Genomic DNA, 26836 nt, shown 5'->3' on the forward strand with positions numbered 1-26836 from the left:
GGGTTGCGTGGGCGGCCGACCGAGAAATGAAACCCTGCGTGTGAATATCATTCTTCCCCTGGTGTACCTGCTGCTGGTCCTCTTCCAGCTCGCGCTGATTCTGCGGATCGTTTACGACGCCGTTCAAATGTTTGCGCGTCAGTGGCGTCCCAAGGGTCCTGCCCTGGTGGTGGCCACCGGTGTTTACGGGGCAACGGATCCGCCGCTGAAGCTGCTGCGCAGGGTCATTCCGCCCCTTCGGCTGGGCGGGATTTCGCTGGACCTGGCCTTCCTGGTGCTGTTTATCCTTGTCTCGATCCTGACCCAGGTGGTAGTGGGCATAGCCGTCTGACCTTGGACGATGCCCGGGGCCGGTTAGTTTTCAGCCCCCAAAAGATATACTGTGAAAATTGATACAACCCCAGATTTTGTATGTCCGTAATTCTCTACGTAGAACCGCCTGCCTGACACGCAGGCGAATCTTATAATCCAGTATGAGGTGACCAGATGGCTCTGACGCCAGAAGATGTTGTCAACAAGCGGTTCCAGCCGACCAAGTTCCGGGAAGGCTATGACCAGGACGAAGTCGATGACTTCCTCGACGAGATCGTGGTGGAGCTGCGCCGGCTGAACGCCGAAAACGAAGACCTCCGCCGCCAGCTGGCTGAGGCCGTTGCAGGCGGCTCGTCCAGCTCAGTCCCCGCGCCGGTCGCTGCAGCCTCCAAGACCGAACAGGTCACTGAAGAGCCCAAGCCGGAACCCAAGGCCGAAGCGCCGAAGGTCGAAGAGAAGCCCGCTCCGGTGGAGACCAAGCCCGAGCCCGCACCGGCTCCGGCCGCTGCCCCGGCCCCGGCCAACACCACCGAGACCGCCGCCGGCATCCTGGCCATGGCCCAGAAGATGCACGACGACTACGTCAGCGCCGGTGTTGAGCAGCGCGACAAGATCATCGCCGAGGCGCAGATCGAGGCCAGCGGCCTTGTGACGGACGCCCAGGAGAAGAGCCGCAAGATCCTCAGCACCCTCGAGCAGCAGAAGGCCGTGCTTGAGCGCAAGGTTGAGCAGCTGCGCGGCTTCGAGCGTGACTACCGCTCCCGTCTGAAGGCTTACATCGAAGGCCAGCTGCGTGATCTGGATGCACGCGGTTCGGTTGCTTCGGAAACCGCAGACGCATAATTCCTGCCAGTCCCGGTCCGTTGCGGATCGGTTAAACTGAAGGCAACGGCAGAACCTGCCACGGGCCGGCGGCCGGGTAACCCCGGCCGCCGGCCCGTGGCGTTTCTGCCCCCGATGTCCCGCATCCTTAAACAACGAAAGCATCATGACAACATCCTCACCGGAGACCCCCGGCCACACCGGCCCCGGACGCGGCACCGGCCGGAAGCGACGGGCAGGGCTGCTGATGCTCCTCCTGGCAGCCGCCGCCCTGGCCTTTGACCAGCTCACCAAGCTCTGGGTTGTGCGCACCATGACGGAAGGGCAGATCACCGACGTTGCAGCGCCGCTGCTGCGCTGGCACTTCATCCGCAACCCCGGCGCCGCCTTTTCCATCGGCACCGACTACACCTGGGTCTTCACCATCATCATGGTGCTGGTCTCTGGCTTCCTGATCTACCTGATGTTCCGGGTGCGGTCCCTAGGCTGGGCGACGGCGCTGGGCCTGGTCCTTGGCGGTGCCCTGGGTAACCTGACGGACCGCCTCTTCCGCGAACCCTCGTTCGGGCAGGGGCACGTGGTCGACTTCATTGCCTTCCCGAACTTCGCGATCTTCAATATCGCCGATTCCTGCGTGGTCAGCGGCGTCATCCTGGTGTGCCTGCTGACCCTGCGGGGAATCGAGCTGGACGGGACGCGCAATGCAGACAACACCGGCTCGCGGGCCGGAACAGCACCTGCCGCGGCGAAGCATGGCACGGCTGATCCCAGGGGTGAGGAACCCGTGGCTGAGGAGCCCGCGACGGGTGCGGGGGAGCGCCACGGCAGCAGGCTCAGCGAGCGAGAGGAGGAGCGGTGAACGAGCTGCACGCTGTATTCAGCGTCCCGGAAGAAGCTGACGGAAAGCGCGCCGACGCCGTCGTCGCGTCGCTGCTGGAGGTTTCGCGGTCGGTGGCCGCAACGTGGTGCACCGACGGTTACTTCAGCTCCGGCGGCCGGGTGCTCTCCAAATCGGACAAGCTGAAGGCCGGCCAGGAAATCACCGCCGACGTTCCGGAACAGCGCGACCCGCTGGCCGTCGTCGTCGAGCCGGTGGAGGACTTGAAGATCCTGGGCGATGACGAACACTTTGTGGTGATTGACAAGCCGGTGGGCGTCGCAGCCCATCCCTCGCCGGGCTGGGTCGGGCCCACGGTGGTCGGCGCGCTGGCTGCCGCCGGTTACCGGATTTCCACCTCGGGTGCACCGGAGCGGCAGGGCATCGTCCACCGACTCGACGTCGGCACCTCCGGGGTGATGGTGGTGGCGAAGACCGAGCACGCCTACACACTGCTGAAGCAGGCCTTCAAGGACCGCACCGTGGACAAGATGTACCACGCGGTGGTCCAGGGGCTGCCGGACCCGCTGAAGGGCACCATTGACGCACCCATCGGCCGGCACCCGGGCTATGACTGGCGCTTCGCCGTCGTTGAAGGCGGCAGGCCCTCCATCACCCACTACGAGGTGCTGGAAGCGTTCGGCAAGGCCTCCCTGGTGGAAGTGCACCTGGAAACCGGACGCACGCACCAGATCCGCGTCCATTTCTCGGCACTGCGCCACCCGTGCGCCGGCGACCTGACCTACGGGGCGGACGCCAAGCTGGCCGCGGAGCTGGGCCTGACCCGGCAATGGCTGCACGCCCGGAAGCTGGGCTTCACCCATCCGGGCACCGGCGAGTACGTGGAGTTTGTCAGCGAGTACCCGCAGGACCTGCAGTACGCCGTGGATGCACTGCGCGGCGGGCTGATCTAGCCGGGAGTGACATCCGGCGCAGCGGCGCGGCGGGGGTAAATCCCCCGCGCGCCGGGGCCTAGAATGTACTGGTGGCTTCAGCAACTAGTACGTCGAAATCGTTTGCCCATCTTCACAACCACACCGAATATTCGATGCTGGACGGCGCCGCGAGGCTGACCGATCTGTTCAGCCACGCCGAGGAACTGGGCATGAACGCCCTGGCGACCACCGACCATGGTTTTGTCTTCGGCGCCTTCGATTTCTGGAACAAGGCGCGCAACGCAGGCATCAAGCCGATTGTGGGTGTGGAGGCGTACCTGACGCCCGGTACCGCCCGCGCGGACAAGACCCGCGTGAAGTGGGGCGACGGCGGACGCAACGACGTCTCCGGCGCCGGTGCCTACACCCACATGACCATGTGGGCCGAAAACACCGAGGGAATGCACAACCTCTTCCGGATGTCCTCCCTCGCCTCCCTGGAGGGCTACCTCTACAAACCGCGCATGGACCGTGACCTGCTGCAGACCTACGGCAAGGGCCTCATTGCCACCACCGGCTGCCCCTCCGGCGAAGTGCAGACCAAGCTCCGGCTGGGACTCTACAAGGAAGCCGTGCAGGCCGCCTCGGACTTCCGCGACATCTTCGGCAAGGAAAACTTCTTCTGCGAGCTGATGGACCACGGCCTGGACATTGAACGCAACGTCCAGGCGGACCTGATCAAGCTGGCGCGGGAACTGCAGCTGCCGCTGGTGGCCACCAATGACCTGCACTACACCCACGCCGAAGACGCTTCCGCGCACGCAGCGCTGCTCTGCGTCCAGTCAGGTTCCTCCCTGGCGGACCCGAAGCGCTTTAAGTTCGACGCCGACGAGTTCTACCTGAAGTCGCCGGACGAAATGCGGGCCATCTTCCGCGACTACCCCGACGCATGCGACAACACGCTTCTCATTGCCGAGCGGTGCGACGTCGAGTTCAACACCAAAGCCTCCTACATGCCCCGGTTCCCCTGCCCTCCCGGGGAAAATGAGGAATCCTGGTTCATCAAGGAAGTGGAAACCGGCCTGCACTACCGGTTCCCGAAGGGTATTCCCGACGATGTCCGCAAGCAGGCCGAATACGAGATCGGCATCATCACCCAGATGGGCTTCCCGGGCTACTTCCTGGTGGTGGCCGACTTCATCAACTGGGCCAAGAACAACGGCATCCGGGTGGGACCCGGCCGCGGCTCCGGCGCCGGGTCCATGGTGGCCTACGCCATGCGCATCACCGACCTGAACCCGCTGAACCACGGCCTGATCTTCGAGCGCTTCCTGAACCCGGACCGTGTGTCCATGCCTGACTTCGACGTCGACTTCGATGATCGGCGCCGCTCCGAGGTGATCCACTACGTCACCGAGAAGTACGGCGCGGACCGCGTATCCATGATCGTCACCTACGGCACCATCAAGGCCAAGCAGGCCCTGAAGGACTCCTCCCGCGTGATGGGTTACCCGTTCTCCGTGGGCGAGCGGCTCACCAAGGCCATGCCGCCGGACGTGATGGGCAAGGGCCTGTCCCTGCAGGACGTGCACAACAAGGAAGCCAAGCGGTACGGCGAGGCCGACGAACTGCGCGAGCTGCTCAAATCCGATCCGGATTCCCAGCGCGTGTTCGACACCGCCCTGGGCCTGGAAGGGCTGAAGCGCCAGTGGGGCGTGCACGCCGCCGGCGTCATCATGTCCTCGGACCCGCTGATCGACATCATCCCGATCATGAAGCGCGAGCAGGACGGGCAGGTAATCACGCAGTTCGATTACCCCACCTGCGAGGGCCTGGGCCTGATCAAGATGGACTTCCTCGGCCTGCGAAACCTGACGATCATTTCGGACGCCATCGAGAACATCAAGCTCAACCAGGACATTGACCTGGACCTGGAGCAGCTGGAGCTCGATGACAAGGGCTCCTATGACCTGCTGGCCAGCGGAGACACCCTGGGCGTGTTCCAGCTTGACGGCGGGCCCATGCGCTCCCTGCTCAAGCTCATGCGCCCGGACAACTTCGAAGACATCTCCGCCGTCATCGCGCTGTACCGGCCCGGTCCCATGGGCGCCAACTCGCACACCAACTACGCCCTGCGTAAGACCGGCGTGCAGGAAATCACCCCGATCCATCCCGAGCTGGAAGAACCGCTGCGGGAAATCCTGGACACCACCTACGGCCTGATCGTGTATCAGGAGCAGGTGATGGCCATTGCCCAGAAGGTCGCCGGCTTCACGCTCGGCCAGGCAGACATCCTCCGCCGCGCCATGGGCAAAAAGAAGAAGTCCGAACTGGACAAGCAGTACGCCGGCTTCCACCAGGGCATGGTGGACCGGGGCTACTCGGAGGCAGCCATCAAGGCGCTCTGGGACATCCTGCTGCCCTTCTCCGACTACGCCTTCAACAAAGCCCACTCCGCCGCCTACGGCCTGGTGTCCTACTGGACCGCCTACCTTAAGGCGCACTACCCGTCCGAGTACATGGCCGCCCTGCTTACCTCCGTCGGTGACGACAAGGACAAGCTGGCCCTGTACCTGAACGAGTGCCGGAAAATGGGCATCACGGTGCTGCCGCCGGACGTCAACGAGTCCTCGGTGAACTTCACCCCTGTGGGCAAGGACATCCGCTTCGGCATGGGCGCCATCCGCAACGTCGGCACCAACGTGGTCCAGGCCATGGTGGCAGCCCGGGAGGAGAAGGGCGCCTACACCAACTTCAAGGACTTCCTGATGAAGGTCCCGGCGGTGGTCTGCAACAAGCGCACCATCGAATCCCTCATCAAGGCCGGTGCCTTCGACTCCATGGGCCATGCCCGCCGGCCGCTGGCGATGATCCATGAAGAAGCCATCGACTCGGTGGTGGTCCTCAAGCGCAACGAGGCCGTGGGCCAGTTCGACCTCTTCGCCGCGATCAGCGACCAGGAACCGGAGGACTCGATCAGCATCGATATTCCGGACCTGCCCGAATGGGAAAAGAAGGACAAACTCTCCTTCGAGCGCGACATGCTCGGGCTCTACGTTTCGGACCATCCGCTGCAGGGCCTGGAAGGCATTCTGAGCCAGCACGCGGATTCCACCATCACGAACATCGTGGGGGAGGAAGGCCCGCCGGACGGCGCCATTGTCACCATTGCCGGCATGATCACCTCGCTGCAGCGGCGCATCGCCAAGAACAGCGGCAACGCCTATGCCCGCTGCGAGATCGAGGACCTCGCCGGGTCCATGGAAGTGATGTTCTTCGGCCAGGTGTACGGGCCCATCGCGGCGGTGCTGGCCGAGGACCTGATTGTGGTGGTCCGCGGCCGGCTGCAGCGCCGCGACGACGGCGCCGTGACCCTCAACGCCCAGGAACTCACCGTTCCGGACCTCAGTGAGGGCCACTCCGGTCCCGTGGTGATCTCCATGGCCACTTACAAGGCCACCGAAACCGTGGTCACCCAGCTGGGCGACGTGCTGCGCACCCACCCCGGCACCTCGGAGGTCCAGATCCGGCTCAACGGCTCCCGCACCGTTGAGGTCATGAAGCTGGGCGTGGACATGCGGGTGAACCCCACCCCGTCCCTGTTCGGGGATCTGAAGGTGCTGCTCGGCCCGGCCTGCCTGGACGGCTAGCCGGCGCCCCAAAGGGCCGGCACCGCTGCGCGTAGCCCGGCGACGCGCAGCGGTGCCGGGTGGCAGGGGCTGGGTAGAATAAAAGGCGTGAATTCAACCAGTCCCGAAGCAGCCTTTGATTCATTCCGCACCATCGATCTGCGCGGAAAGCACCTGAGCCCCGCGGAGCTCAAGGGTGCCATGCCGCGTGCCGAAACCACGTTCGACGCCGCCTCCGACGCCGTTGCCGCCATCATCACCGATGTCCGCACGCGCGGATTCGCGGCCCTGACGGAGTTGGCGCAGCGCTTCGACGGCGTGGAGCAGCATTCGGTGCGGGTCCCGGCCGAAGCCCTCGACACCGCGCTGGAGCAGCTGGACCCCGCAGTCCGCTCCGCCCTGGAAACCGCGATTGACCGGACCAGGACCTTCGCCAAGGCCCAGTGCCCGGCCGATGCCGACGTCGAAATCCGGCCCGGTGCCGTGCTCACGCACAAATGGGTTCCGGTATCCCGGGTGGGCCTTTACGTGCCCGGCGGCCTGGCCGTCTACCCGTCCTCCGTGATCATGAACGTTGTCCCGGCGCAGGCTGCAGGTGTGGAATCCCTGGCCCTGGCATCCCCGCCGCAGAAGGAATTCGGCGGACTGCCCCACCCCACCATCCTGGCGGCCGCCAAACTCCTGGGCATCACCGAGGTGTACGCGGTGGGCGGTGCGCAGGCCATTGCCGCCTTCGCCTACGGGGTCCCCGCGGACGCCGGGAACAGTGAACTCCTTCCGGTGGACGTCGTCACCGGGCCGGGCAATGTTTTTGTCGCGACCGCGAAGCGCCTGGTCAAGGGCGTGGTGGGCATTGACTCCGAAGCCGGTCCCACCGAGATCATGATCCTGGCCGACGGCACTGCCAACCCCCGGCTGGTGGCGGCAGACCTCATCAGCCAGGCCGAGCACGATCCGAATGCCGGATCGGTCCTGGTCACGGCCTCCGAGGACCTCGCCGATCAGGTCCGGGCCGAACTAGCGCGCCAGGTCGGCACCACCAAACACGGTGACCGGGTGCGCACCGCCCTGTCCGGGCCGCAGTCCGGCGTCATCCTGGTGGATGGCCTCGACGAGGGAATTGCCGTCTGCGACGCCTACGCCGCTGAACACCTGGAGATCCAGACCGCCGAGGCAGAGGCCGTTGCGGCACGTATCCGCAGCGCCGGAGCCATCTTCGTCGGGGATTACAGTCCCGTCAGCCTGGGGGACTACTGTGCCGGATCCAACCACGTGCTGCCCACCGGCGGCACCGCGGCGTTCTCCTCGGGCCTGAACGTGACCACCTTTATGCGCGCCATCCAAGTGGTCAACTACAACCGTGAGGCCCTGCAGGAGGTAAGCGCCGATATTGTCGCCCTCTCCGTGGCAGAAGACCTGCCGGCGCACGGCGATGCGGTCACCGTCCGCTTCAGCTAGGACCACCCCTTCAGCTAGGACAGCCCTTCAGCTAAGACAGCCCCCGGGACGGTCGGCCATATGTAGTGGGACCAACCACTACATATGGTGGTCCGCTACTTGGTGCAGGGGGGCCGGGCGACCTATAGTGAGAGCACCATAAGGCCCTTCGCGAAAGGACGGGACATGTACTGTCCGTTTTGCCGCAACGCTGATTCCCGCGTCGTGGACAGCCGCCTGGCAGATGACGGTTCGGCAATCCGCCGCCGCCGGCAGTGCCCCCAGTGCGGACGCCGTTTCTCCACGGTCGAAACCACCAGCCTCAGCGTGATCAAACGCTCCGGGGTAGGGGAGCCGTTCAGTCGCAGCAAAGTCATCAACGGCGTGCGCAAAGCCTGCCAGGGCCGGCCGGTCAGCGAGGATGACCTGGCCATGCTGGCGCAGGAAGTCGAGGAATCCATCCGGGCCAGCGGCGTGGCGGAGATTGACGCCCATGAAGTGGGCCTGGCGATCCTGACCCCGCTGCAGAAGCTGGACCAGGTGGCCTATCTGCGCTTTGCCAGCGTTTACCAGTCCTTCGAATCCCTTGAGGACTTCGAGACCGCCATCGAGAAGCTGCGGACCGAGGCGGAGGAAAACGCGGGCCGGGTACCCTCCGGCGCCCAGCGGCCGCTCACGGCGCAGTAGCAGGGCACGGCCCGGCATAGGTCACGCCCACACGTAAAAGGCGGCGGAAGGTCTAACCCTTCCGCCGCCTTTTTGCCGGTACCGCCCTCCGGCGGAAACCGGCCCTACTTGATGTACTTGAAGTGCAGTGCTGCCTGCAGTGCCGCGCCCACAATGCCTGCGTTGTTCTTCAGGTTCGCTGTCACCAGCGGAGTCCGGAGATCCAGCATGGGAAGGAAGTCCTCGCTGCGCTTGGAGATGCCTCCGCCGATCACGAACAGGTCGGGGGAGAACAGGAACTCCACGTGGGAGAAGTAGCGCTGCAGCCGCTTGGCGTACTCTTCCCAGCTGATGCCGTCGCGTTCCCGCGCAGAGGCGGATGCCTTGGTCTCGGCGTCGTGGCCGTCAATCTCCAGGTGGCCCAGCTCGGCGTTGGGAACCAGCAGGCCCTTGTAGATCAGGGCGGAGCCGATACCGGTGCCCAGGGTGATGACCAGCACGGTACCGTCCACCCCGCGCCCGGCGCCGTAGCGCGCCTCGGCCAGGCCGGCGGCGTCGGCGTCGTTCATGACCTGCACGTCCCGGCCCAGCGCCTTGGTGAGCAGCGCGTCGACGTCGGTGTCCACCCAGCTGTTGTCCACGTTGGCCGCGGAACGGGCAATGCCGTGGGAGATGATGGCCGGGAAGGTGACGCCCACGGGAACGTCGGGGCCGGGGCCCTCAGGGCGCGAGGACAGCTCGGCCACGATCTGCCCGACGACGCCGGCCACGGCTTCGGGGGTGGCCGGCTGAGGGGTGGGGATCCGGAACCGGTCGCCAATCAGCTTGCCCTTGGACAGGTCGACGATGCCGCCCTTGATGCCGGTGCCGCCGATATCGATTCCAATGACGGCTTCGACCTTCTTGTCGGACTTATGCTTCTTGGCCATGGTTCTCCAGTAGTAGTTCTGAGCTCGGGCGTAGGCGGATTAGGGAAGGGTCAGAACTTCGGCACCGGTATCAGTGACGAGCAGGGTGTGCTCGAACTGTGCGGTCCGTTTGCGGTCCTTGGTCAGTACTGTCCAATTGTCATCCCACATGTCCCACTCAACGGTTCCCAGAGTGAGCATAGGTTCAATCGTAAACACCATTCCCGGTTCAATCAGCCTGCTGTACGCCGGTGCGGCGTCGTAATGCGGGATGATCAGGCCGGTGTGGAACGCTTCGCCCACGCCGTGGCCGGTGAAGTCCCGGACCACTCCGTAGCCGAAGCGCTTGGCGTACGACTCGATGGTACGGCCGATAACGTTGATTTCCCGTCCCGGCGCGACGGCCTTGATCGCCCGGCGCAGCGACTCCTGGGTGCGTTCCACCAGCAGGCGCGAATCCTCGTCCACGTCGCCGACCAGGAAGGTCCAGTTGGTATCGCCGTGCACACCGTTGATGTACGCGGTGATGTCGATGTTGATGATGTCACCGTCGGCGAGGACGGTGCTGTCCGGGATGCCGTGGCAGATGACCTCGTTGATGGAGGAGCACAGGGACTTGGGGAAGCCCCGGTACCCCAGGGTGGAGGGGTAGGCCTGGTGATCCAGCAGGAATTGGTGGCCCACCCGGTCCAGCTCGTCGGTGGTGACGCCCGGAGCAATGTGCTTGCCGACCTCGACGATGGCCTGTGCGGCGATCCGGCTGGCAATCCGGATTTTCTCGATGGTCTCCGCCGACTTGACCTCGGAACCGGTGAACGGCGCGGGTGCCTCCCGGTCCACGTATTCGGGGCGGGGGATGGACGCCGGGACCCGCAGCCGGGGGCTCACGATCCCGGGCGAGAGGTGTCCAACAGGTGCAGTAGCAAGATTTTGGGGCATACCATCGATCTTATCGCCAGCGTGCCCGGACACGGGACGGGAAAGCACCAAACGCACCTGCGGCCGGTACCGCCGGGCGCGCACAGTCAACAGGAGGACAGCAATGGCCGATTACTGGTTCAACGTCGTGACGCACGAGGTCGAGGAAGGTCCGCAGTCCGACTGGACGAAGCTGCTGGGGCCCTACCCAACCCGTGAGGAGGCCGAACTGGCGCTCCAGAAAGTCCAGGCCAGGAACAAGGCCTGGGACGCGGAGGAAGACTAACTAGAAGCTGTGCTCCGGGCCGGGGAAGGAACCGTTGCGGACCTCGTCCGCGTATTCCTTCGCCGCCCGGGACAGTTCCGTGCGCAGGTCCGCGAAAGCCTTGACGAAGCGGGGCTGCCGCCCGCCGCGCAGGCCGGCCATGTCCTGCCACACCAGCACCTGCCCGGTGGTGGCGTTGCCTGCACCGATTCCGATGGTGGGCACCCGCACAGCGGCGTCGACCTCGGCGGCAATGTCGGCCGGCACCATTTCCATCAGCACGCAGAAGGCTCCGGCCTCGGCAAGGGCTACGGCATCCGCGACCACCTCCGCCCCGGCTTCTCCGCGGCCCTGGACTTTGTAACCGCCCAGCGCGTGTTCGGACTGGGGAGTGAAGCCCACATGCGCCATCACCGGGATGCCGGCGGCCGTCATGGCCCGGACATGCTCCGCGTAGTGCCGGCCGCCTTCCATCTTGACGGCGTGGACCAGCCCTTCCTTCATCAACCGGACGGAGGATTCAATAGCCTGGGCCGGGGAGACCTCGTAGGAGCCGAACGGCAGGTCGCAGACCACCAGTGCATGGCTTGCCCCGGCGGTCACCGAACGCGCGAAAACGATCATTTCGTCCATGGTGATGGGCAGCGTGGTGGCGTGCCCCATCACGTTGTTGGCCGCGGAGTCACCCACGAGCAGCACCTCAATACCGGCTTCATCGAAAATACCGGCGGCGTACTGGTCATAGGCGGTCAGCATCGCGAATCTGCCGCCGTTGTCCTTGAGCTGCTGGAGGTGCGAGATACGGATTTTCTTCAGCGCCGGAGCCGCTGATGCGGCGGGCGCCCCGGGGGCGGCGGCGTACGGGGAAGGCTGTTCGGCACTGGTCATGTACCGAGCCTACTAAAGAACGGCCGCAGGGAACCCGCCGTCCCGCCGCCGGGTGAGCCGTAACGCAACGGCCGGCAGGAGGCGCTGAGGTGGAAATGGCGCGTACGTAGGTAGAGTGAAGAAGGCTTCACAAGTCTCACCCCGGGAACAGGAAAGAAGGTAAGGATGAACCGCCAGCAGGAATTCGTTCTGCGCACCATCGAGGAGCGCGATGTCCGGTTTGTGCGGTTGTGGTTCACCGACGTCGTGGGCTCACTGAAATCCGTGGCGCTGGCCCCAGCGGAAGTGGAAGGCGCCTTCGAGGAGGGCCTGGGGTTCGACGGATCTTCCATTGAAGGCCTGGCCCGGATCTTCGAGTCCGACATGCTGGCCCAGCCCGATCCGTCCACCTTCCAGATCCTGCCCTGGCGCGGCGACGAAGAGCAGACATCGCGGATGTTCTGCGACATCCTCACTCCGGACGGTCAGCCGTCCGCTGCGGACCCGCGCAACGTGCTCAAGCGCCAGCTGGCCAAGGCCGCGGACATGGGTTTCACCTGCTACACGCATCCGGAGATTGAGTTCTACCTGCTGAAATCGGACCAGCTGGGGGACGACGGCGAGCCGGTGCCCGTGGACCGCGCCGGATACTTCGACCATGTTCCCGGCGGCGTGGCCCAGGACTTCCGCCGGACCGCCGTGTCCATGCTGGAAGCCGTGGGCATTTCGGTGGAGTTCAGCCACCACGAGGCGGGCCCCGGGCAGAACGAGATCGACCTGCGCTACGCCGACGCCCTGCAGACCGCGGACAACATCATGACCTTCCGCACCGTCGTCAAGGAAGTTGCCCTGATGACGGACTGCTACGCCAGCTTTATGCCGAAGCCGTTCTCGCACCACCCCGGTTCCGGCATGCACACCCACTTCTCCCTGTTCGAAGGCGACAGCAACGCGTTCTTCGAAGCCGGTGCCGAATTCCAGCTGTCCAAGACCGCACGCCAGTTCATGGCCGGCATCCTGCGCCACGCTCCGGAGTTCACGGCCGTCACCAACCAGTTCGTGAACTCCTACAAGCGGCTTTGGGGCGGCGGGGAAGCCCCGAGCTACCTCTCCTGGGGACACAACAACCGTTCGGCCCTGCTCCGCGTTCCCCTTTACAAGCCGAACAAGGGACAGTCTGCGCGCATCGAATACCGCGGCATCGACTCCGCGGCCAACCCCTACCTGTCCTATGCGGTGCTGCTGGGCGCCGGCCTGAAGGGCATCGAAGAGGGCTACGACCTGCCGCCGGGCGCAGAGGATGACATTGAAAGCCTGAGCGCCGCCGAACGCCGCGCCATGGGCCACGATCCGCTGCCCGCGTCGCTGCATGACGCCGTGCGGGTGATGGAGGACTCCGAGCTGGTGGCTGAAATCCTCGGCGAGCAGGTCTTCGAGAACTTCCTGCGGAACAAGCGCGCGGACTGGAACGAATACCGCCAGCACGTGACCCGGTTCGAGCTGCAGAAGAACCTGGGCATTCTCTAACGGAGGGCCGGTACCGATGAGCCTGACCCGGCGGATGATTGCCACAGGTTTCCAGGATCTGGAGAAAAGCTCCCGCTTCCTCGCTGCCTCCGAACTGGAACAGGTGGATGAGGACGCGCTCTTCAGCGGGTTCAACAATTCCGCGGATCCGGATCTGGCCCTGCAGTCCCTGGTCCGGCTGATCGGCCGCATCCCGGATGTGGTGGAGCTGGTCAACGCCGCGGATGAGCGGAACGAAGCGCTTTTCCGGCTGCTGGGCGCCTCCGAGGCGCTGGCGGAGTTCCTGATGCGCCACTCGGCAAACATCGATCTGCTGCACCGTCCGCTGCGCGCCGAACCCGGCAGCACCGGTCAGGCCGAGCTGCGTGCCTCGCTGCTTGACGCCGTCCAGGCCGGCAGCGGCCCGGCACCGGTGGCACGGCTGACGGGTACCGAAGCCTATGTGGCGCTGCGTGCCCGCTACCGGCGCCACCTGCTTGACCTTGCGGTGCGGGATCTGGGCGCCGCCTCACCCACGGACTATCTTCCCGCCGCGGGCCGGGAACTTGCCGACCTGGCCGGGGCCGCGCTGGAAGCGGCCCTGGCCGTCTCGCGGGCGGAACTGGCGGCCAGCTACCCGGCGGAGGAGATCTCCGCCGTGAAGCTTGCCGTCATCGGCATGGGCAAGGCCGGGGCCCGGGAACTGAACTACATTTCCGACGTCGATGTCATCTACGTCATCGAGTCATCGGGATTGCCGGAGCAGCGCGCTTCGGCCATCGGGACCGCCCTGGCAGCGGGGATATCCCGGGCCATCAACACCGCAGCACCGGAACCTCCGCTCTGGGAGGTGGATACGAACCTCCGCCCGGAGGGCAAGGACGGGCAGCTGGTCCGGACCCTTGACTCGCACATGAACTACTACCAGCGGTGGGCACACAGCTGGGAGTTCCAGGCACTGCTCAAGGCCCGGGCCATGGCCGGGGATCCGGACCTGGGCCGGCGCTACGAGGAGGCCGTGGCACCCCTGATCTGGACCAGCTCCGAGCGGGACGGATTCGTGGAATCCGTGCAGGCCATGCGCCGCCGGGTCACCGACAACATTCCGGCCAGCGAGGAGGCCCGCCAGCTCAAACTGGGCAGCGGGGGACTGCGGGACGTGGAATTCACCGTCCAGCTGCTGCAACTGGTGCACGGCCGCATTGACGAATCCCTGCGGGTGCGCGGCACCACGGCCGCCATTGCCGCCCTCAGCGACGCAGGCTATATCGGGCGTACCGATGCCCGGGAACTGGACGAGTCCTACCGGTACCTCCGGGTGCTCGAGCACCGCATCCAGATGGTGCACATGCGCCGCACCCACCTGATGCCGGAAAACGACGCGGCGCTGCGGGCCCTGGCCAAGGCCAGCGCCGGTGCGCTGGCGCCCGGGCGCCCCGGTGCCGACCGTCTGCGCGAGCAGTGGCAGCGGACCAAACGGCTTGTGCGCGGACTCCATGAAAGTATCTTCTACCGACCGCTGCTCAGCACAGCCGCCAACCTCAGCGCGGATGAGGTCCGGCTCAGCCCGGAGGCGGCGCAGGCCCGGCTCGCCGCCCTGGGCTATGCCGACCCGCGCGGCGCCATGCGCCACATAGAGGCCCTGACCGTGGGGGTCAGCCGGCGTGCTGCCCTGCAGCGCCAGCTGCTGCCGGTGCTGCTGGCCTGGCTCGCCGACGGCGTGGACCCGGACGCCGGGCTGCTCGGCTTCCGCCGGCTCAGCGAATCACTGGGGGACACGCACTGGTATCTCGGGATGCTCCGCGATTCCTCCGCCGCGGGGGAGCGGCTGTGCTCCATTCTTTCCTCCAGCCGGTTCATCACCGACCTGCTGGAGGTTTCCCCTGAATCCACTGCCTGGCTCGGCTCCGACAAGGATCTGGTTCCGGCACCCTTCGAGGCGCAGTGGCAGGAGATCCAATCCAAGATGTCCCGCCACCCGCGCCCCGGGGAAGCCATGCGGCTGATCCGCCTGATCCGCCGGCGGGAGATGCTGCGCATCGCCATCGCCGACAGTGCCGGGCTGCTCAGCCAGGAGGAGGTTGGCCGGGCGCTGGCTGATGCGGACCGCGCCGCGGTGCTTGGTGCCCTGCACGTGGCCGAGGCAGAAGTGTTTGCCGGTAGCGAGAAAATCACGGAGCTGCTGGTGGTGGCCATGGGCCGGCAGGGCGGCCGGGAAATCGGCTACGGTTCGGACGCCGATGTGATGTACGTGCACCGCCCGCTGCCCGGCGCGGATCCCGCAGCAGCCCAGGCGCAGGCCGAGAAGATCGTGGCCCAGATATCCACGTTCCTGCAGCAGCCCTGCACACCGGCGGTCCTCGCCGAGCGTCCGCTGGTTCTTGACGCCGGGCTCCGTCCCGAAGGCAGGCAGGGGCCGCTGGTACGCAGCCTTGAGTCCTACCGTGGCTACTACGAGCGGTGGTCGCTCATTTGGGAAGCGCAGGCGCTGCTAAGGGCGCGTCCCATGGCCGGCAGCGACGCGCTGGCCGAGGACTTTATGGCCCTCATTGATCCGGTTCGCTACCCGCAGGACGTCACGGCAAAGGACATCCGCGAAATCCGGCGGATCAAGGCAAGGGTGGAATCCGAACGCCTGCCCCGGGGTGCGGACCCGTCCCGCCAGCTGAAGCTGGGGCGCGGCGGGCTCAGCGACGTCGAATGGCTGGTCCAGCTGTTGCAGCTGCAGCACGCCCATGCCATCCCCGATCTGCGGACGACGGCGACCCTGCCGGCGTTGGACGCCATCGAGGCCGCCGGCCTCCTTCCCGCTGCCGACGTGTCGATTCTGCGTCACGCCTGGCTGCTGGCCAGCCGGATCCGAAGCGCAAATGTTATCCGCGGCGGACGCAACCCGGACGTGCTGCCCGCCTCGCGCCGGGAACTGGATGCCGTGGCCCGCTGGTGCGGTTACGGTGCAGGTCAGGGCGGGGTTTTGGAGGAGGACTACCTGCGCGACACCCGGCATGCGCGGGCGGTTTTCGAACGGTATTTCTACGGCTACGGGACGTAGCTCACGTTTCCACGGGCCTCTCCGGTTCGTTGCATTGCCACTGCTCTAGGTAGTCTCTATGGGGGCATTTGCGGCGCCAGCCGCAGTGAAAGAGCTAGGAGACGTTTATTTTGCTTAGTGGCAAACGGGCTACAAAGGGGTTGGCCAGACTGGCCGCACCGCTGACCGCCTTCCTCGCAACCCTGGCTTTGCTGCTTGGGGTACCTGCGGCCGGGGCCTTCGCGGCGGACGGCGTGGAGGGTGAAACCTTCGTTATCGGAACCGACACCACGTTTGCGCCTTTCGAGTTCCGTGAAAACGGTGAACTCGTGGGCATCGACATGGACCTGATCAACGCCATCGCGGAGGAGGAGGGTTTCGACGTTGAAATCCAGTCCCTCGGCTTTGATGCGGCGCTGCAGTCCCTGCAGTCCAATCAGGTGGACGGTGTTATTGCCGGGATGTCCATCACGGATGAGCGGCGGCAGGTGTTCGACTTCTCGGACCCGTACTTCGAGTCCGGCATCCAGATGGCCGTCGCCGAGAACAATAACGACGTCAAGTCCTACGAAGACCTGCGCGGCAAGCGGGTAGCCGTCAAGACAGGCACCGAAGGCCAGGCCTTCGCGGACTCCATTAAGGGCCAGTACGGCTTCGAGGTGGTGGCGTTCGCCCAGTCGGCGCAGATGTACGACGACGTCAAGGCCGGCGGCTCGGTAGCCGTCTTCGACGACTACCCGGTGCTCGCCTACGGTGTGAAATCCGGCAACGGGCTGAAGACCGTCACTGAGAAGGAAGCCGGCAGCTCCTACGGTTTCGCCGTGAACAAGGGCACCAACCCCGAGCTTCTCGCCGCGTTCAATGAGGGTCTGGCCGAACTGAAGGACAACGGGCAGTACCAGGAAATCCTGGACACCTACCTTGAGGCAGGTGCCGCGGACTCCAGCTTCTGGGCCCTGGTCACCGACAACGCCCCCGCTTTCGCGAAGGGCCTGGGCCTGACCCTGCTGGCAACGGCACTCTCGCTCTTCTTCGCCCTCATCCTGGGCGTGTTCTTCGGCTTCCTGAAGGTCGGCAGCATCAAGGTGCTCCGCGGCCTTGCAACCATCTACGTGAGCATCTTCCGCGGCACCCCGGTGCTGGTCCAGGCGTTCTTCTTCTACTTCGGCCTGCCGCAGATCATCGGCCAGCCCGTGGACGTGCTCACCGCCGGCGTTCTGACCCTGAGCCTGAACGCGGGCGCCTACATGACCGAAATTGTTCGCGGCGGCATCCAGTCAGTGGACCCCGGTCAGATGGAAGCGGCACGGAGCCTGGGCCTTGGCTACGGCAAGACCATGCAGAAGGTCATCATTCCGCAGGCCATCAAGATCATGACACCCTCCTTCATCAACCAGTTCGTCATCACGCTGAAGGACACGTCCCTGCTGGCCGTGATCGGCTTCGCGGAGCTGACCTACCAGGGCCAGCAGGTCTACGCCGTGAACTTCCGCACCGCGGAGGTCCTGATCATTGTGGCCGCCCTGTACTTCATCGTCATTACGCTGCTGACCAAGCTGGCGGACGTCCTGGATAAGAGGTTCAACAAGTGAGCAAGATCCAAACCATCGGACTGAGGAAGTCCTACGGGTCCAACGAGGTCCTCAAGGGCCTGGACGTCAGCGTGGCCGAAGGCGAAGTGGTCTGCGTTATCGGCCCGTCCGGTTCCGGCAAGTCCACTTTCCTGCGGTGCCTGAACAAGCTGGAGGACATCAGCGACGGCACGGTCAAGGTCAACGGCATCGACCTCACCGATCCGAAGGTGAACCTCAACGAGGTCCGTCAGCACATCGGCATGGTCTTCCAGCACTTCAACCTTTTCCCGCACATGACCGTGCTGGAGAACATCATGCTGGCGCCGGTGCAGCTGAAGAAGGCGTCCAAGGAAGAAGTGCGGAAAACCGCGCTGGCCCTGCTGGACCGGGTCGGCCTGGCAGATAAGGCGAATGCGCGCCCGGCCCAGCTCTCCGGCGGCCAGAAGCAGCGTGTGGCTATTGCCCGTGCCCTGGCCATGAAGCCGGACGTGATGCTCTTTGACGAAGCGACGTCCGCGCTGGACCCGGAAATGGTGGGCGAAGTGCTGCAGGTCATCCGTGACCTGGCGGAGCAGGGCATGACCATGGTGGTGGTCACGCACGAGATGGGCTTCGCCCGTGAAGTGGCCGACCGCGTCATCTTCATGGCAGACGGCTACATTGTGGAGGAAAACTCCCCGGAGCAGCTCTTCGGTGCCCCGCAGGCCCCGCGCCTGCAGGACTTCCTGGCCAAGGTCCTTTAGCCCCGAAACAGCCTCCCGACGGTGGCCGCCCCCGGATTTCGCTATGCTCTGGACATGAGCGAACTTACCGGTACGGCGGCCACCGTTGTGCTACTCCGGGACTCCGACACCGGCCCGGAGGTGCTGCTGCTGGAACGGCCGACGGCCGGATCATTCGGCGGCGCCTGGGTTTTTCCGGGCGGACGGGTGGACCCCGAAGACCGCATCGACACCACTTCCGAAGCGGAGGCAGCCCGGCTGGCAGGGGTACGGGAAACGGCTGAAGAGACCGGACTGTCCCTGCTTCCCGATGCCCTGGTGCCGCTGTCCTGCTGGATCCCGCCGGAGAACATCCCGCGGCGCTACCAAACGTGGTTCTTTGCCGCCGCCGCTCCCGAAGGCACCATCCGGCTCAACCCGGGCGAACTGCTCAATTACCTTTGGCTGACACCGGAGGATGCCTTGGAGCGCCACCGCAACGGCCTGATGCAGCTGGTGACCCCCACCTGGGTCACCCTGTACGGACTGTGCGGCAGCCCGGACGGAGCGCGGGGAGCCCTTGCCCGGATCGCGGACACCGTGCCGGAAACCTTCCGGACCCGGCGGCTGGACGGATACGAACCGGCCACCGTCTTCGCCTGGGAGGGTGACGCCGACTACGACGGTGCGGTGTCCGGCGGCGCGGTGTCCGGCGGATCGGAACGTTCCCGCCACCGCCTCGTGGTGGACGGAACGCACTGGCACTACGAGCGAACACCCTGACACGGCCGGCGGAGGCGTTCGGCCTCTTGCCCGTGCCCGGCACCCCCGATGTATCCGGCACAGGAAGCGGTCTGCAGGCTGTACGATGGCGGTCTCCCTTTCGGATGACATCCCGGCAGCTTCTCGTCCCGCTGCCGCGACACCGGCCAGACTAAGGACAACCATGCTCGGGGAACAGGTACGCGACAGGCTCAACTGGGCGGGTAATTACGAGTACGGTGCCCGGCACATGGTGGCACCCGCTTCGCTTGCCGAACTGCAGCAGACGGTGGCCGGCGCCGGACGGGTTAGTGTCCTTGGCTCCCGGCACTCCTTCAACGGCATAGCCGACAGTGCGGGGACCCTGGTCTCACTGGAAGCGCTCCCCGCGGGCATGGATCTCGACGGGGATGCGTGCACCGTCACCGTCGGTGCGGGCATCCGGTACGGGATTCTCGCCGAGCACCTGCAGCGGCGCGGCTTTGCCCTCCACAACCTCGCCTCGCTGCCCCACATCTCGGTCGGGGGCGCCATCGCCACCGCCACCCACGGCTCCGGAAGCGCGAACGGGAACCTCGCCACCGCCGTCGTCGGCCTGGAACTCGTTACTGCGGACGGCGAGATGCGGACAGTGCGCAAGGGCGACGGCGAGTTCGACGGTTTGGTCGTGGGTCTCGGCGCCCTCGGCGTGCTGCATCGCGTGACCCTGCGGGTCGAACCGGCCTTCGAGGTGCGCCAGGACGTCTTCACCGGACTGTCGTGGGAGGCAGTGCTGGCCGATTTCGACGCCGCCATGTCCGCCGCCTACAGCGTCAGCCTGTTCACGGACTGGACCGGAGAGACCGTTGGCCAGGCGTGGCTCAAGAGCCGTATGGACGATGCCCGGGAGGTGCCGGACGTGTTCTACGGCGGGACCCCGGCGGACCGAGCCCTGCACCCGGTGCCGGGCGTGGCTGCCGATCACTGCACCCAGCAGCTGGGCGTGCCCGGGCCGTGGTCGGACCGGCTGGCGCACTTCCGGCTCGCCTTCACGCCCAGCAACGGCGAGGAGCTGCAATCGGAGTACCTCGTGGGCCGGGAACATGCGGTGGAAGCGATCCGGGCGGTCCGCGCTCTGGCACCGGAGATCGCGCCGCTGCTGCTGGTCTCCGAAATACGCTCGATGGCCGCCGACGAGCTGTGGCTCAGCAGCAACTACCACCGGGACGGAATCGGCCTGCACTTCACCTGGAAGCCAATGCAGGCAGAGGTCGAGGCCGTCCTGCCGGTCATCGAGGCAGCCTTGGCCCCGTTCGCGCCACGCCCCCATTGGGGGAAGGTATTTGCGGCGGAGGCCGCCGTGCTCGCGCCGCTGTACCCGCGGTTCAACGACTTCAGGGCCCTGGCCGGGCGCCTGGACCCTGAGGGGAAGTTCCGCAACGCTTTCCTGGACCGGACGGTCTTCGGGGCGCCCTGAACCGGTCCGGCGGCACCGGCGCTAGACTTCTCCACATGGGGATCACGGGGGTACTTCTGATCATGTGCGGCGCCGGACTTTCCTGGGCGGGCCTAGTCCTCGCAGAGGGGTCTGTGGGCGATGCGGCCGGGAGCAGGTGAGCGGACTTCCCGCCGGCCCGGTCAGGACTGCAGGAACTGCGCCATCTGTTTCCATGCCCTTCGGGCTTCGGGGACCGGCAGTAGGGGATAGACATGGACTCCACCCTCGGCCACATGCAGGGTCACCCGGACGCCGGCTTTCCGCATCCGTTGTGCGAGCCTTTGGATGTCCGGGTAGGGCAGGTCATGGGTGCCCGCGTACAGCTCGGTGGGCGGGAGATTCCCGAGGTGGCCGTTGAGCGGACTCACCCGCGGATCATCCAGCCGGTCTCCGGCGGCCCACGCCTCCGCGGACACCCGGAGGCCGGCACGGCTCAGCCACGGATCATGCGCTTCCACCTCGGCCAGCCAGGGGTTGGCCATAGCGATATCCACCCAGGGGGAGAGCAGCACCGTCCGGCCCGGGAAGGGCAGTGACAGCCCCGGCAGCTGTTCGGCGAAGGCCAGGGCCAGTCCGCCGCCGGAGGAGTCACCCATAAAGGCCACCTTGTCCGGCGGGCACTCCGACAGGATTGAGCGGTACACGGCGGCCAGGAACGCCGTGGCATCCCGGTGGTTGTACCTGGGCGCCAAACCGTACAACGGCACCTCCACCCGGTACCCTGCGGCCGCCAGACGTTCGATAAAACGCCAGTGCCAGCCGGTGATCGGACTGGTGTACGCCCCGCCGTGCAGATACATCACCGCGGGCGCGGGGGAGGACAGCGGAGTCCGCGGATATACGGACCAGCAGGTGAAACCGCTGACGGTGCGTTCATCCATCCGGTACCGGCTTCGCAGCAGGCGGGGCGGCGGTGCCGGGTGTTTATCTTCGGTGAGCCTCTGCCAGGCCCGCTGCACCGTTGCAGTCAGGGGTTTCCGGGTTCTCCGCAGATAGGGCGCCAGGACCCTCATGGGCAGACTTGCCATTCGGGCACCCTCTTTCTCTACGGACAGTCTGCCCGAAGACTATGCCGCTATTCCGGTGGTCTGCCCGAGGCACACCGGAGCATCCCGGAAGCCCGTTGACAGGGGCAGCAGGAGCCCGGAACCTGTTGGCATGCGCAAGGTTACCTCAGCACTTTTCAGCTCGGTTGACGGCGTCGTGGAATCACCGAACCTTTGGCAGTTCGACCACTTCGACGAGGAGATGGGACCGGCCATGGAAGCGGCGCTGTCCGGCATGGACACGGTGCTGATGGGGCGCACCACTTATGAGCAGTGGGCCGGCTACTGGCCGGACCCTGCACACAACGACGAGTTCGGACTGTTCATCAATCCCGTCCGCAAATACGTGGCCTCGCGCACCCTTGACGGACCGCTGGAGTGGGAGAACTCTTTCCTGATCGATGGAGATTTGGCGGATTTCGTCGCAGACCTCCGCACAACCGAGGGCGGTACCATCGGGATCCAGGGCAGCATCTCGGTGGTCCGGCAGTTGCTCTTTGCCGGTCTGCTGGATGAGCTCACCCTGATGGTCCACCCAGTTGTGGCCGGCGGCGGACAGCGGCTTTTCCGGCCCGAGGATCCCATCACGCGGCTGGAGCTGAAAAGCTCCCAGATCACGTCCACCGGCAACGCCCTGCTTACCTACGCGCTGCGTCCGAACTGAGCCGCACGAAGTCAGCCACCGGGTCCGCCAGCGCCGCACCGATCGCCTCGGCCGGACGCTTCTGACCCCGGACTTCAAAGGAATGGTTCCCGCCGTCGACGTACCGGATATGTGCGTTGGAGCCGATCCGCTCCACCACCGGTTCCAGTTCGCCCGGCAACGCAAACGTGTCGCGGGTGCCCTGCAGAAACAGCATGGGCACGCTGATCCCGTACAGGTGCGCATCCCGCAGCTTCTCGGGCTTCCCGGGCGGGTGCAGCGGATAGCCCAGGTACACCAGGCCCGCCGCGGGCATGCCTTCGGCAACCGCCATGGAAGCCATTCGACCGCCAAACGATTTCCCGCAGGCCCACACCGGCGTATCCCCGCTGCGGGAGAGGGCTGCTTCCATGACTGTTCTCCACGTCTCCACGGCAACCGGTGCCTTGTCCGGGAACTTCCGGCCGGCTTCACGGTAGGGAAAATTGAACCGGAGGGCCGCCAGGCCGGCGTCGTTCAGGGCGTTGGCAAAGCCGGTCAGGAACGGATGTTCCATTCCGGTGCCGGCCCCGTGCGCTATGACGACGACGGCGGCCGGTTCAGCCGGGCGGGTGAACTCTGCGGAGATCGGTGCCTCACCGACGCGAAGGGACAGCTGTTCGGATGTAACGGGCATGTGTTCAAACATACTGCAGTATCGAGGGGCCGCTCCTTGAGGGCCGCGGCTGATCCCCTTAGACTGGGGAGTGGACAGGATCTGAAGGCCAGGCATGTAAAACACCTGATGCAGGCGCGAGTTTGAAGCGCAGTCTCTCCTGATCCCCGCGGTCCGCCTCGGGCGACGAACCGCATGATCACTCCGGCACTGAAGCCATACCACCTTGGAACCCACCGACTTTCGGTGTGCCCGGAGTTCCTCCATGCCTCTTGAAGGGAGCATCAGCTATATGTTGAAGCACGTCGCTGTGACGCGTACCAGGACCACCACATCACGACTGACCGCACAGATCACCGCTATTGCGGCAGGATGCGCGCTGGTTGCCGGGGGAGTATCGGCAGCCGAAATCGCGATGCTGAACGCAGCACCGGCCCCTGCCCCGGTTGTCGCCGAAGCCGACGCCTAACAGCGAAAAGGAAGTCTCCGCCGTCGTTCCCGTCCAGGGGATGGCGGCGTTTTTGCGTCCGGGGGTGTTTAGGCTGGCGGAGTGCCGGCTCAATACAATGGCAACCACACCACTTCGATTTTGCGCAGGAGCACCGTGCCCAGAGGCAAACACCATCCGCCGCGTCCCAAGCCCGCCAACAGCGAGGGCATGCTTATTGCCAATGACCTGAAGAAGGAACGCGGCTGGACCGACGGGCAGATCAAAACCTTCCTGCCGGAACCGGATAAAACCGCCCGCAATCCCTTCTCCCGCAAGGCCGCTCCGATGAAGCTGTATTCCCTCGAGCGGGTCGAGGCCATCGAGGCGACTGCGGAGTACCGCAAGGCGCGGGAGGCCTCCCGCAACCGCCAGCTGGCCGCCCGCGAACGCGCGCTGGTGAAGAAGAAGGCAGCGGTCGCCGTCGCCGAAGCCCTGGACCTGCGCATCACTCCCGAACCCTGGGAGAACGTGCAGCGCAAGGCGATTGAGCATTTCAACGGCCGGCTGCGGGGCAAACAGTCGCCTGCCAGCCTGTCCACGGCGCCGTCCCGGCTGAACCGGCTGACCGTGAACTACCTGCGCCACCAGCAGACCTCCTACGAGGAGGAGCTGAAGGAGTTCCGGGGCGTGGTTGGAGTCGGCGAGGCCTACCTGGTGGTCCGCAACCGGATCCTGGACCTGATTGCAGACACCTACCCGCAGCTGAGGGCCGAGTGCGAGCGGCAGAAGTTCGATGCGCCGGAACTGCCCGACGGCGTGACGCTGTAGGTCGCTGCGGCTTAACGCAGCAGGGCCGCACCTTTTGATGCGGCCCTGCTGTTTATTCGGTTCCTACGTCACAGCCCGAAAGGGTTTAGACGCCGTAGTAGAGCTCGAACTCGAAGGGGTTCGGGCGCATCGCCAGCGGCAGGATTTCGAACTCGCGCTTGTAAGCGATCCAGCTGTCGATCATGTCCTGGGTGAACACGCCGCCCGCCTGCAGGAACTCATTGTCGTTCTCCAGGGCAACCAGCGCCTCTTCGAGGGAGCCGGGAGCCTTCTGGATGTGCTGTGCCTCTTCGGGCGGCAGCTCGTAGAGGTCCTTGTCGATCGGGTCGGCCGGCTCGATGCGGTTCTTGATGCCGTCCAGGCCGGCCATCAGCTGGGCGGAGAATGCCAGGTACGGGTTGGAGGAGGGGTCCGGGGCACGGAACTCGAGGCGCTTGGCCTTCGGGTTGGAACCGGTGATCGGAATACGGATGGCAGCCGAGCGGTTGCCCTGCGAATACACCATGTTCACCGGAGCCTCGAAGCCCTTGACCAGGCGGCGGTAGGAGTTCACCGTCGGGTTGGTGAAGGCCAGCACGGCGGAGGCGTGCTTGAGCAGGCCGCCGATGTACCAGCGGGCCAGGTCCGAAAGACCGGCGTAACCCTTCTCGTCGTAGAACAGCGGCTCGCCGCCGTTCCACAGCGACTGGTGGCAGTGCATTCCCGAACCGTTGTCACCGAAGATCGGCTTCGGCATAAAGGTGGCGGACTTGCCCCACGCGTCAGCCACGTTCTTCACGATGTACTTGAACTTCTGCAGGTCATCCGCAGCGTGGGTCAGCGTGGTGAACTTGTAGTTGATCTCGGCCTGGCCTGCACCGCCGACCTCGTGGTGGGCGCGCTCAACTGCGAGGCCCACGTTGTCCAGCTCAACGCTGATGGCGTCACGCAGGTCAGCCTGCTTGTCCACCGGGGCGACGGGGAAGTAGCCGCCCTTGTACGGGGTCTTGTTGCCGAGGTTGCCGCCCTCTTCCTCGCGGCCGCTGTTCCACGGGGCCTCGATGGAGTCCACCTTGTAGAAGCTGCCCTTGGGGGAGGACTCGTACTGGACGTTGTCGAAGATGTAGAACTCGGCCTCGGAGCCGAAGAACGCGGTATCGGCGATGCCGGTGGAGGCCAGGTAGGCCTCGGCACGCTCGGCCACGCCGCGGGGGTCACGGTGGTACGGCTCACCGGTGCGGGGGTTCACGATGGAGAAGTTCAGTGCCAGCGTCTTCTCCATGCGGAACGGATCAATGAACGCCGTCGTGACGTCCGGGATCAGCTGCATGTCGGACTCGGCGATGCCCTGGAAGCCGCGGATGGATGAGCCGTCGAACAGCTGACCGTTGACGAAGAAATCGGCATCTACGGTTTTGGCCGGTACGTTGAAGTGCTGCTGCACTCCGGGAACGTCCGTGAATCGGATGTCGACGAACTTCACTTGCTCGTCAGCGATGAACTTGAGGACCTCGTCCGCGTTCTTGAACATCGTTTCTGTGCTCCTATACAACTGTTTGGGTGGAAGACCTCGGGCTGCTCGACCCGGCTGGAGCCGGGTCTTCCCGTCCGTCCGGCGCGACACTCTGACCCTAATCGGGCCCGGTTTCCCGGCGGTGACGCGTGTGTTTCCGGCACGTTACGCAGTCGATGGTCTCTCACCTACCCTATCCGCAACTACTAAGGGCAGTGATAATGAAGGGTTTATTTCCCTCCTTCCGGTCCGGGTAGTCTTTAAGGGTGGTCGATAGAAGCGATTTAGGTTCCTGGCTGGAAGGCCCTCCCTCCGACGAGAGCACCTGGCCCGGCAAACGCCTTGGCCGGCCCAAGACCGGTCCCGGTTCGATAGCGCGGGTAGGCCCGCGGCTGGGCGCGCTGCTGATTGACTGGGCGGTTGCCTCACTGATCGCCTACTGGCTGTTTGGCGGCGATGACTTCGCCATCCTGGCTGTTTTCGCAGCCATGCAGATCGTGCTGCTGGGGGTGCTTGGCTACAGCATCGGGCACCGGGTCTTCAGCCTGCAGGTCCAGAAGATGAACGGCATGCCTGCCGGGATTCCCGCCGCCATTGTCCGCACCGTGCTGCTGTGCCTGGTGATTCCGGCGGTTGTGTTCGACGCCGACCAGCGCGGCCTGCACGACCGGGCCATGGGGACCGTCCTGGTGAAGGTCAAGCACTAGGGGCTTTTCCCGCAGCAGCCTCCAGGCAACGCGGCCTCCGGGCAGCGCAGCGTCCGGCAACGCGGACTCCCGCAACAGCCTCGAGCGTAGCCTCCCCGCACCCGGGCCAGGCCAGCACGCCTCACCTGACACCGTCGACGCCCCGGCTGGCGGCGCTAAAAACCCCGTCGGGGACTCTTAGGGTGCTTCCCCTCCGCCGCTCTGCACTGTTCCCCATGTGCCGCTTTCTGGTGACTAGCAGCGGACGTCTGCCCACGGCCTGCCTGAGGTGACGCGGCCGCCGTCGAGCGCATAACAAAAGGGCCCCTCGATGAACTGGTCCCCGAAAGTTGGACTGGCCAAATAAAAGTCTAGGCCGCGAGGGCCTGAGCACGGTATTGCACCGGGCTCAGGCCCTTCAGCTTTGTC

At 65.4% G+C, this 26836-nt stretch carries 24 protein-coding genes; 18 read left to right on the forward strand and 6 right to left on the reverse strand.

Annotation, left to right across the window (positions count from 1 at the left end):
* The first annotated feature begins 40 nt into the window (after nucleotides 1-40).
* The 7 genes from AC5RTS_RS14900 to nrdR all read left to right on the forward strand — a co-directional run bounded on the left by AC5RTS_RS14900 (nucleotide 41) and on the right by nrdR (nucleotide 8639).
* Nucleotides 41-331, forward strand: a complete 291-nt coding sequence (locus AC5RTS_RS14900) for a YggT family protein (protein WP_493992792.1) — start codon at nucleotides 41-43, stop codon at nucleotides 329-331.
* Between the two features lie 155 nt (nucleotides 332-486).
* Nucleotides 487-1155 (forward strand): DivIVA domain-containing protein, encoded by a 669-nt coding sequence (locus AC5RTS_RS14905; RefSeq protein ID WP_493992793.1) that lies wholly within the window; start codon nucleotides 487-489, stop codon nucleotides 1153-1155.
* Nucleotides 1156-1300: 145 nt separating this feature from the next.
* Complete coding sequence (lspA, locus tag AC5RTS_RS14910) at nucleotides 1301-1993, forward strand: signal peptidase II (RefSeq protein WP_493992794.1); 693 nt, start codon at nucleotides 1301-1303, stop codon at nucleotides 1991-1993.
* 5 nt (nucleotides 1994-1998) lie between these two features.
* Nucleotides 1999-2925: an RluA family pseudouridine synthase gene (locus AC5RTS_RS14915; protein ID WP_493992816.1), complete on the forward strand. Its 927-nt coding sequence runs from the start codon at nucleotides 1999-2001 to the stop codon at nucleotides 2923-2925.
* A 71-nt stretch (nucleotides 2926-2996) separates the two neighbouring features.
* Nucleotides 2997-6536 carry a DNA polymerase III subunit alpha gene (gene dnaE, locus AC5RTS_RS14920; protein ID WP_493992795.1) on the forward strand — a complete coding sequence of 1180 codons (3540 nt, stop codon included), beginning with the start codon at nucleotides 2997-2999 and terminating at the stop codon, nucleotides 6534-6536.
* A gap of 87 nt (nucleotides 6537-6623) precedes the next feature.
* Complete coding sequence (gene hisD / locus AC5RTS_RS14925; protein ID WP_493992796.1) at nucleotides 6624-7973, forward strand: histidinol dehydrogenase; 1350 nt, start codon at nucleotides 6624-6626, stop codon at nucleotides 7971-7973.
* Between the two features lie 165 nt (nucleotides 7974-8138).
* On the forward strand, nucleotides 8139-8639 hold the full coding sequence (gene nrdR, locus AC5RTS_RS14930) for a transcriptional regulator NrdR (RefSeq protein WP_493992797.1): 501 nt from the start codon (nucleotides 8139-8141) through the stop codon (nucleotides 8637-8639).
* 104 nt (nucleotides 8640-8743) lie between these two features.
* Here nrdR and ppgK read toward each other — a convergent pair whose 3' ends face one another.
* Nucleotides 8744-9547 (reverse strand): polyphosphate--glucose phosphotransferase, encoded by an 804-nt coding sequence (ppgK, locus tag AC5RTS_RS14935; protein ID WP_493992798.1) that lies wholly within the window; start codon nucleotides 9545-9547, stop codon nucleotides 8744-8746.
* A 39-nt stretch (nucleotides 9548-9586) separates the two neighbouring features.
* Nucleotides 9587-10465, reverse strand: a complete 879-nt coding sequence (gene map / locus AC5RTS_RS14940) for a type I methionyl aminopeptidase (protein WP_493992799.1) — start codon at nucleotides 10463-10465, stop codon at nucleotides 9587-9589.
* A 103-nt stretch (nucleotides 10466-10568) separates the two neighbouring features.
* Between map and AC5RTS_RS14945 the strand changes: the two genes are divergently transcribed.
* Entirely contained in the window at nucleotides 10569-10730 is a 162-nt protein-coding gene (locus tag AC5RTS_RS14945; protein ID WP_227902261.1) for an SPOR domain-containing protein, read from the forward strand.
* On the opposite strand, the gene panB is transcribed toward AC5RTS_RS14945, so the two are convergent.
* Nucleotides 10731-11597, reverse strand: coding sequence for a 3-methyl-2-oxobutanoate hydroxymethyltransferase (gene panB, locus AC5RTS_RS14950; RefSeq protein WP_493992800.1), 867 nt, complete (start codon nucleotides 11595-11597; stop codon nucleotides 10731-10733). It abuts the gene before it with no gap.
* Between the two features lie 165 nt (nucleotides 11598-11762).
* Here panB and AC5RTS_RS14955 point away from each other — a divergent pair, with 165 nt between their 5' ends.
* The 6 genes from AC5RTS_RS14955 (at nucleotide 11763) to AC5RTS_RS14980 (ending at nucleotide 20606) form a co-directional block, all read left to right on the forward strand.
* Nucleotides 11763-13103 carry a glutamine synthetase family protein gene (locus tag AC5RTS_RS14955; protein WP_493992801.1) on the forward strand — a complete coding sequence of 447 codons (1341 nt, stop codon included), beginning with the start codon at nucleotides 11763-11765 and terminating at the stop codon, nucleotides 13101-13103.
* A gap of 16 nt (nucleotides 13104-13119) precedes the next feature.
* A complete protein-coding gene (locus AC5RTS_RS14960) occupies nucleotides 13120-16134 on the forward strand; it encodes a bifunctional [glutamine synthetase] adenylyltransferase/[glutamine synthetase]-adenylyl-L-tyrosine phosphorylase (RefSeq protein ID WP_493992802.1) in 3015 nt (1004 codons plus the stop codon).
* 149 nt (nucleotides 16135-16283) lie between these two features.
* Nucleotides 16284-17705, forward strand: coding sequence for an amino acid ABC transporter substrate-binding protein/permease (locus AC5RTS_RS14965; protein WP_493992817.1), 1422 nt, complete (start codon nucleotides 16284-16286; stop codon nucleotides 17703-17705).
* Nucleotides 17702-18430, forward strand: a complete 729-nt coding sequence (locus tag AC5RTS_RS14970; RefSeq protein ID WP_493992803.1) for an amino acid ABC transporter ATP-binding protein — start codon at nucleotides 17702-17704, stop codon at nucleotides 18428-18430. Before AC5RTS_RS14965 ends, AC5RTS_RS14970 begins: the two co-directional genes overlap by 4 nt.
* A gap of 54 nt (nucleotides 18431-18484) precedes the next feature.
* Nucleotides 18485-19171: an NUDIX hydrolase gene (locus AC5RTS_RS14975; RefSeq protein ID WP_493992804.1), complete on the forward strand. Its 687-nt coding sequence runs from the start codon at nucleotides 18485-18487 to the stop codon at nucleotides 19169-19171.
* A gap of 163 nt (nucleotides 19172-19334) precedes the next feature.
* Entirely contained in the window at nucleotides 19335-20606 is a 1272-nt protein-coding gene (locus AC5RTS_RS14980; RefSeq protein ID WP_493992805.1) for an FAD-binding protein, read from the forward strand.
* Between the two features lie 161 nt (nucleotides 20607-20767).
* Here AC5RTS_RS14980 and AC5RTS_RS14985 read toward each other — a convergent pair whose 3' ends face one another.
* Nucleotides 20768-21655, reverse strand: coding sequence for an alpha/beta hydrolase (locus tag AC5RTS_RS14985; protein WP_493992806.1), 888 nt, complete (start codon nucleotides 21653-21655; stop codon nucleotides 20768-20770).
* Between the two features lie 130 nt (nucleotides 21656-21785).
* On the opposite strand from AC5RTS_RS14985, the gene AC5RTS_RS14990 reads away from it, so the two are divergent.
* Complete coding sequence (locus AC5RTS_RS14990) at nucleotides 21786-22337, forward strand: dihydrofolate reductase family protein (protein ID WP_493992807.1); 552 nt, start codon at nucleotides 21786-21788, stop codon at nucleotides 22335-22337.
* Here AC5RTS_RS14990 and AC5RTS_RS14995 read toward each other — a convergent pair.
* Nucleotides 22312-22992 (reverse strand): alpha/beta hydrolase family protein, encoded by a 681-nt coding sequence (locus AC5RTS_RS14995; protein ID WP_493992808.1) that lies wholly within the window; start codon nucleotides 22990-22992, stop codon nucleotides 22312-22314. The genes AC5RTS_RS14990 and AC5RTS_RS14995 overlap by 26 nt on opposite strands.
* A gap of 289 nt (nucleotides 22993-23281) precedes the next feature.
* On the opposite strand from AC5RTS_RS14995, the gene AC5RTS_RS15000 reads away from it, so the two are divergent.
* A complete protein-coding gene (locus tag AC5RTS_RS15000; RefSeq protein ID WP_493992809.1) occupies nucleotides 23282-23440 on the forward strand; it encodes a hypothetical protein in 159 nt (52 codons plus the stop codon).
* Between the two features lie 135 nt (nucleotides 23441-23575).
* Complete coding sequence (locus AC5RTS_RS15005; RefSeq protein ID WP_493992810.1) at nucleotides 23576-24229, forward strand: hypothetical protein; 654 nt, start codon at nucleotides 23576-23578, stop codon at nucleotides 24227-24229.
* Between the two features lie 85 nt (nucleotides 24230-24314).
* On the opposite strand, the gene glnA is transcribed toward AC5RTS_RS15005, so the two are convergent.
* On the reverse strand, nucleotides 24315-25739 hold the full coding sequence (glnA, locus tag AC5RTS_RS15010) for a type I glutamate--ammonia ligase (protein WP_493992811.1): 1425 nt from the start codon (nucleotides 25737-25739) through the stop codon (nucleotides 24315-24317).
* 248 nt (nucleotides 25740-25987) lie between these two features.
* Here glnA and AC5RTS_RS15015 point away from each other — a divergent pair, with 248 nt between their 5' ends.
* The gene (locus tag AC5RTS_RS15015) at nucleotides 25988-26428 is read left to right on the forward strand and encodes an RDD family protein (protein ID WP_493992812.1); all 441 of its coding nucleotides are present in this window, start codon (nucleotides 25988-25990) and stop codon (nucleotides 26426-26428) included.
* Nucleotides 26429-26836 lie beyond the last annotated feature (408 nt).

Source organism: Arthrobacter sp. MDT1-49-2 (genome assembly GCF_059090185.1).

What these genes read in the sequence shown, in the direction of transcription:
- lspA (WP_493992794.1), top strand. Translation starts at nt 1,301, where the DNA reads ATGACAACATCCTCACCGGAGACCCCCGGCCACACCGGCCCCGGACGC.
- AC5RTS_RS14945 (WP_227902261.1), top strand. Translation starts at nt 10,569, where the DNA reads ATGGCCGATTACTGGTTCAACGTCGTGACGCACGAGGTCGAGGAAGGT.
- panB (WP_493992800.1), bottom strand. Translation starts at nt 11,597, where the DNA reads ATGACCAGTGCCGAACAGCCTTCCCCGTACGCCGCCGCCCCCGGGGCG.
- AC5RTS_RS14955 (WP_493992801.1), top strand. Translation starts at nt 11,763, where the DNA reads ATGAACCGCCAGCAGGAATTCGTTCTGCGCACCATCGAGGAGCGCGAT.
- AC5RTS_RS14995 (WP_493992808.1), bottom strand. Translation starts at nt 22,992, where the DNA reads ATGCCCGTTACATCCGAACAGCTGTCCCTTCGCGTCGGTGAGGCACCG.
- AC5RTS_RS14975 (WP_493992804.1), top strand. Translation starts at nt 18,485, where the DNA reads ATGAGCGAACTTACCGGTACGGCGGCCACCGTTGTGCTACTCCGGGAC.
- nrdR (WP_493992797.1), top strand. Translation starts at nt 8,139, where the DNA reads ATGTACTGTCCGTTTTGCCGCAACGCTGATTCCCGCGTCGTGGACAGC.
- ppgK (WP_493992798.1), bottom strand. Translation starts at nt 9,547, where the DNA reads ATGGCCAAGAAGCATAAGTCCGACAAGAAGGTCGAAGCCGTCATTGGA.
- map (WP_493992799.1), bottom strand. Translation starts at nt 10,465, where the DNA reads ATGCCCCAAAATCTTGCTACTGCACCTGTTGGACACCTCTCGCCCGGG.
- AC5RTS_RS14985 (WP_493992806.1), bottom strand. Translation starts at nt 21,655, where the DNA reads ATGGCAAGTCTGCCCATGAGGGTCCTGGCGCCCTATCTGCGGAGAACC.
- AC5RTS_RS14905 (WP_493992793.1), top strand. Translation starts at nt 487, where the DNA reads ATGGCTCTGACGCCAGAAGATGTTGTCAACAAGCGGTTCCAGCCGACC.
- glnA (WP_493992811.1), bottom strand. Translation starts at nt 25,739, where the DNA reads ATGTTCAAGAACGCGGACGAGGTCCTCAAGTTCATCGCTGACGAGCAA.
- AC5RTS_RS14980 (WP_493992805.1), top strand. Translation starts at nt 19,335, where the DNA reads ATGCTCGGGGAACAGGTACGCGACAGGCTCAACTGGGCGGGTAATTAC.
- AC5RTS_RS14990 (WP_493992807.1), top strand. Translation starts at nt 21,786, where the DNA reads ATGCGCAAGGTTACCTCAGCACTTTTCAGCTCGGTTGACGGCGTCGTG.
- AC5RTS_RS14960 (WP_493992802.1), top strand. Translation starts at nt 13,120, where the DNA reads ATGAGCCTGACCCGGCGGATGATTGCCACAGGTTTCCAGGATCTGGAG.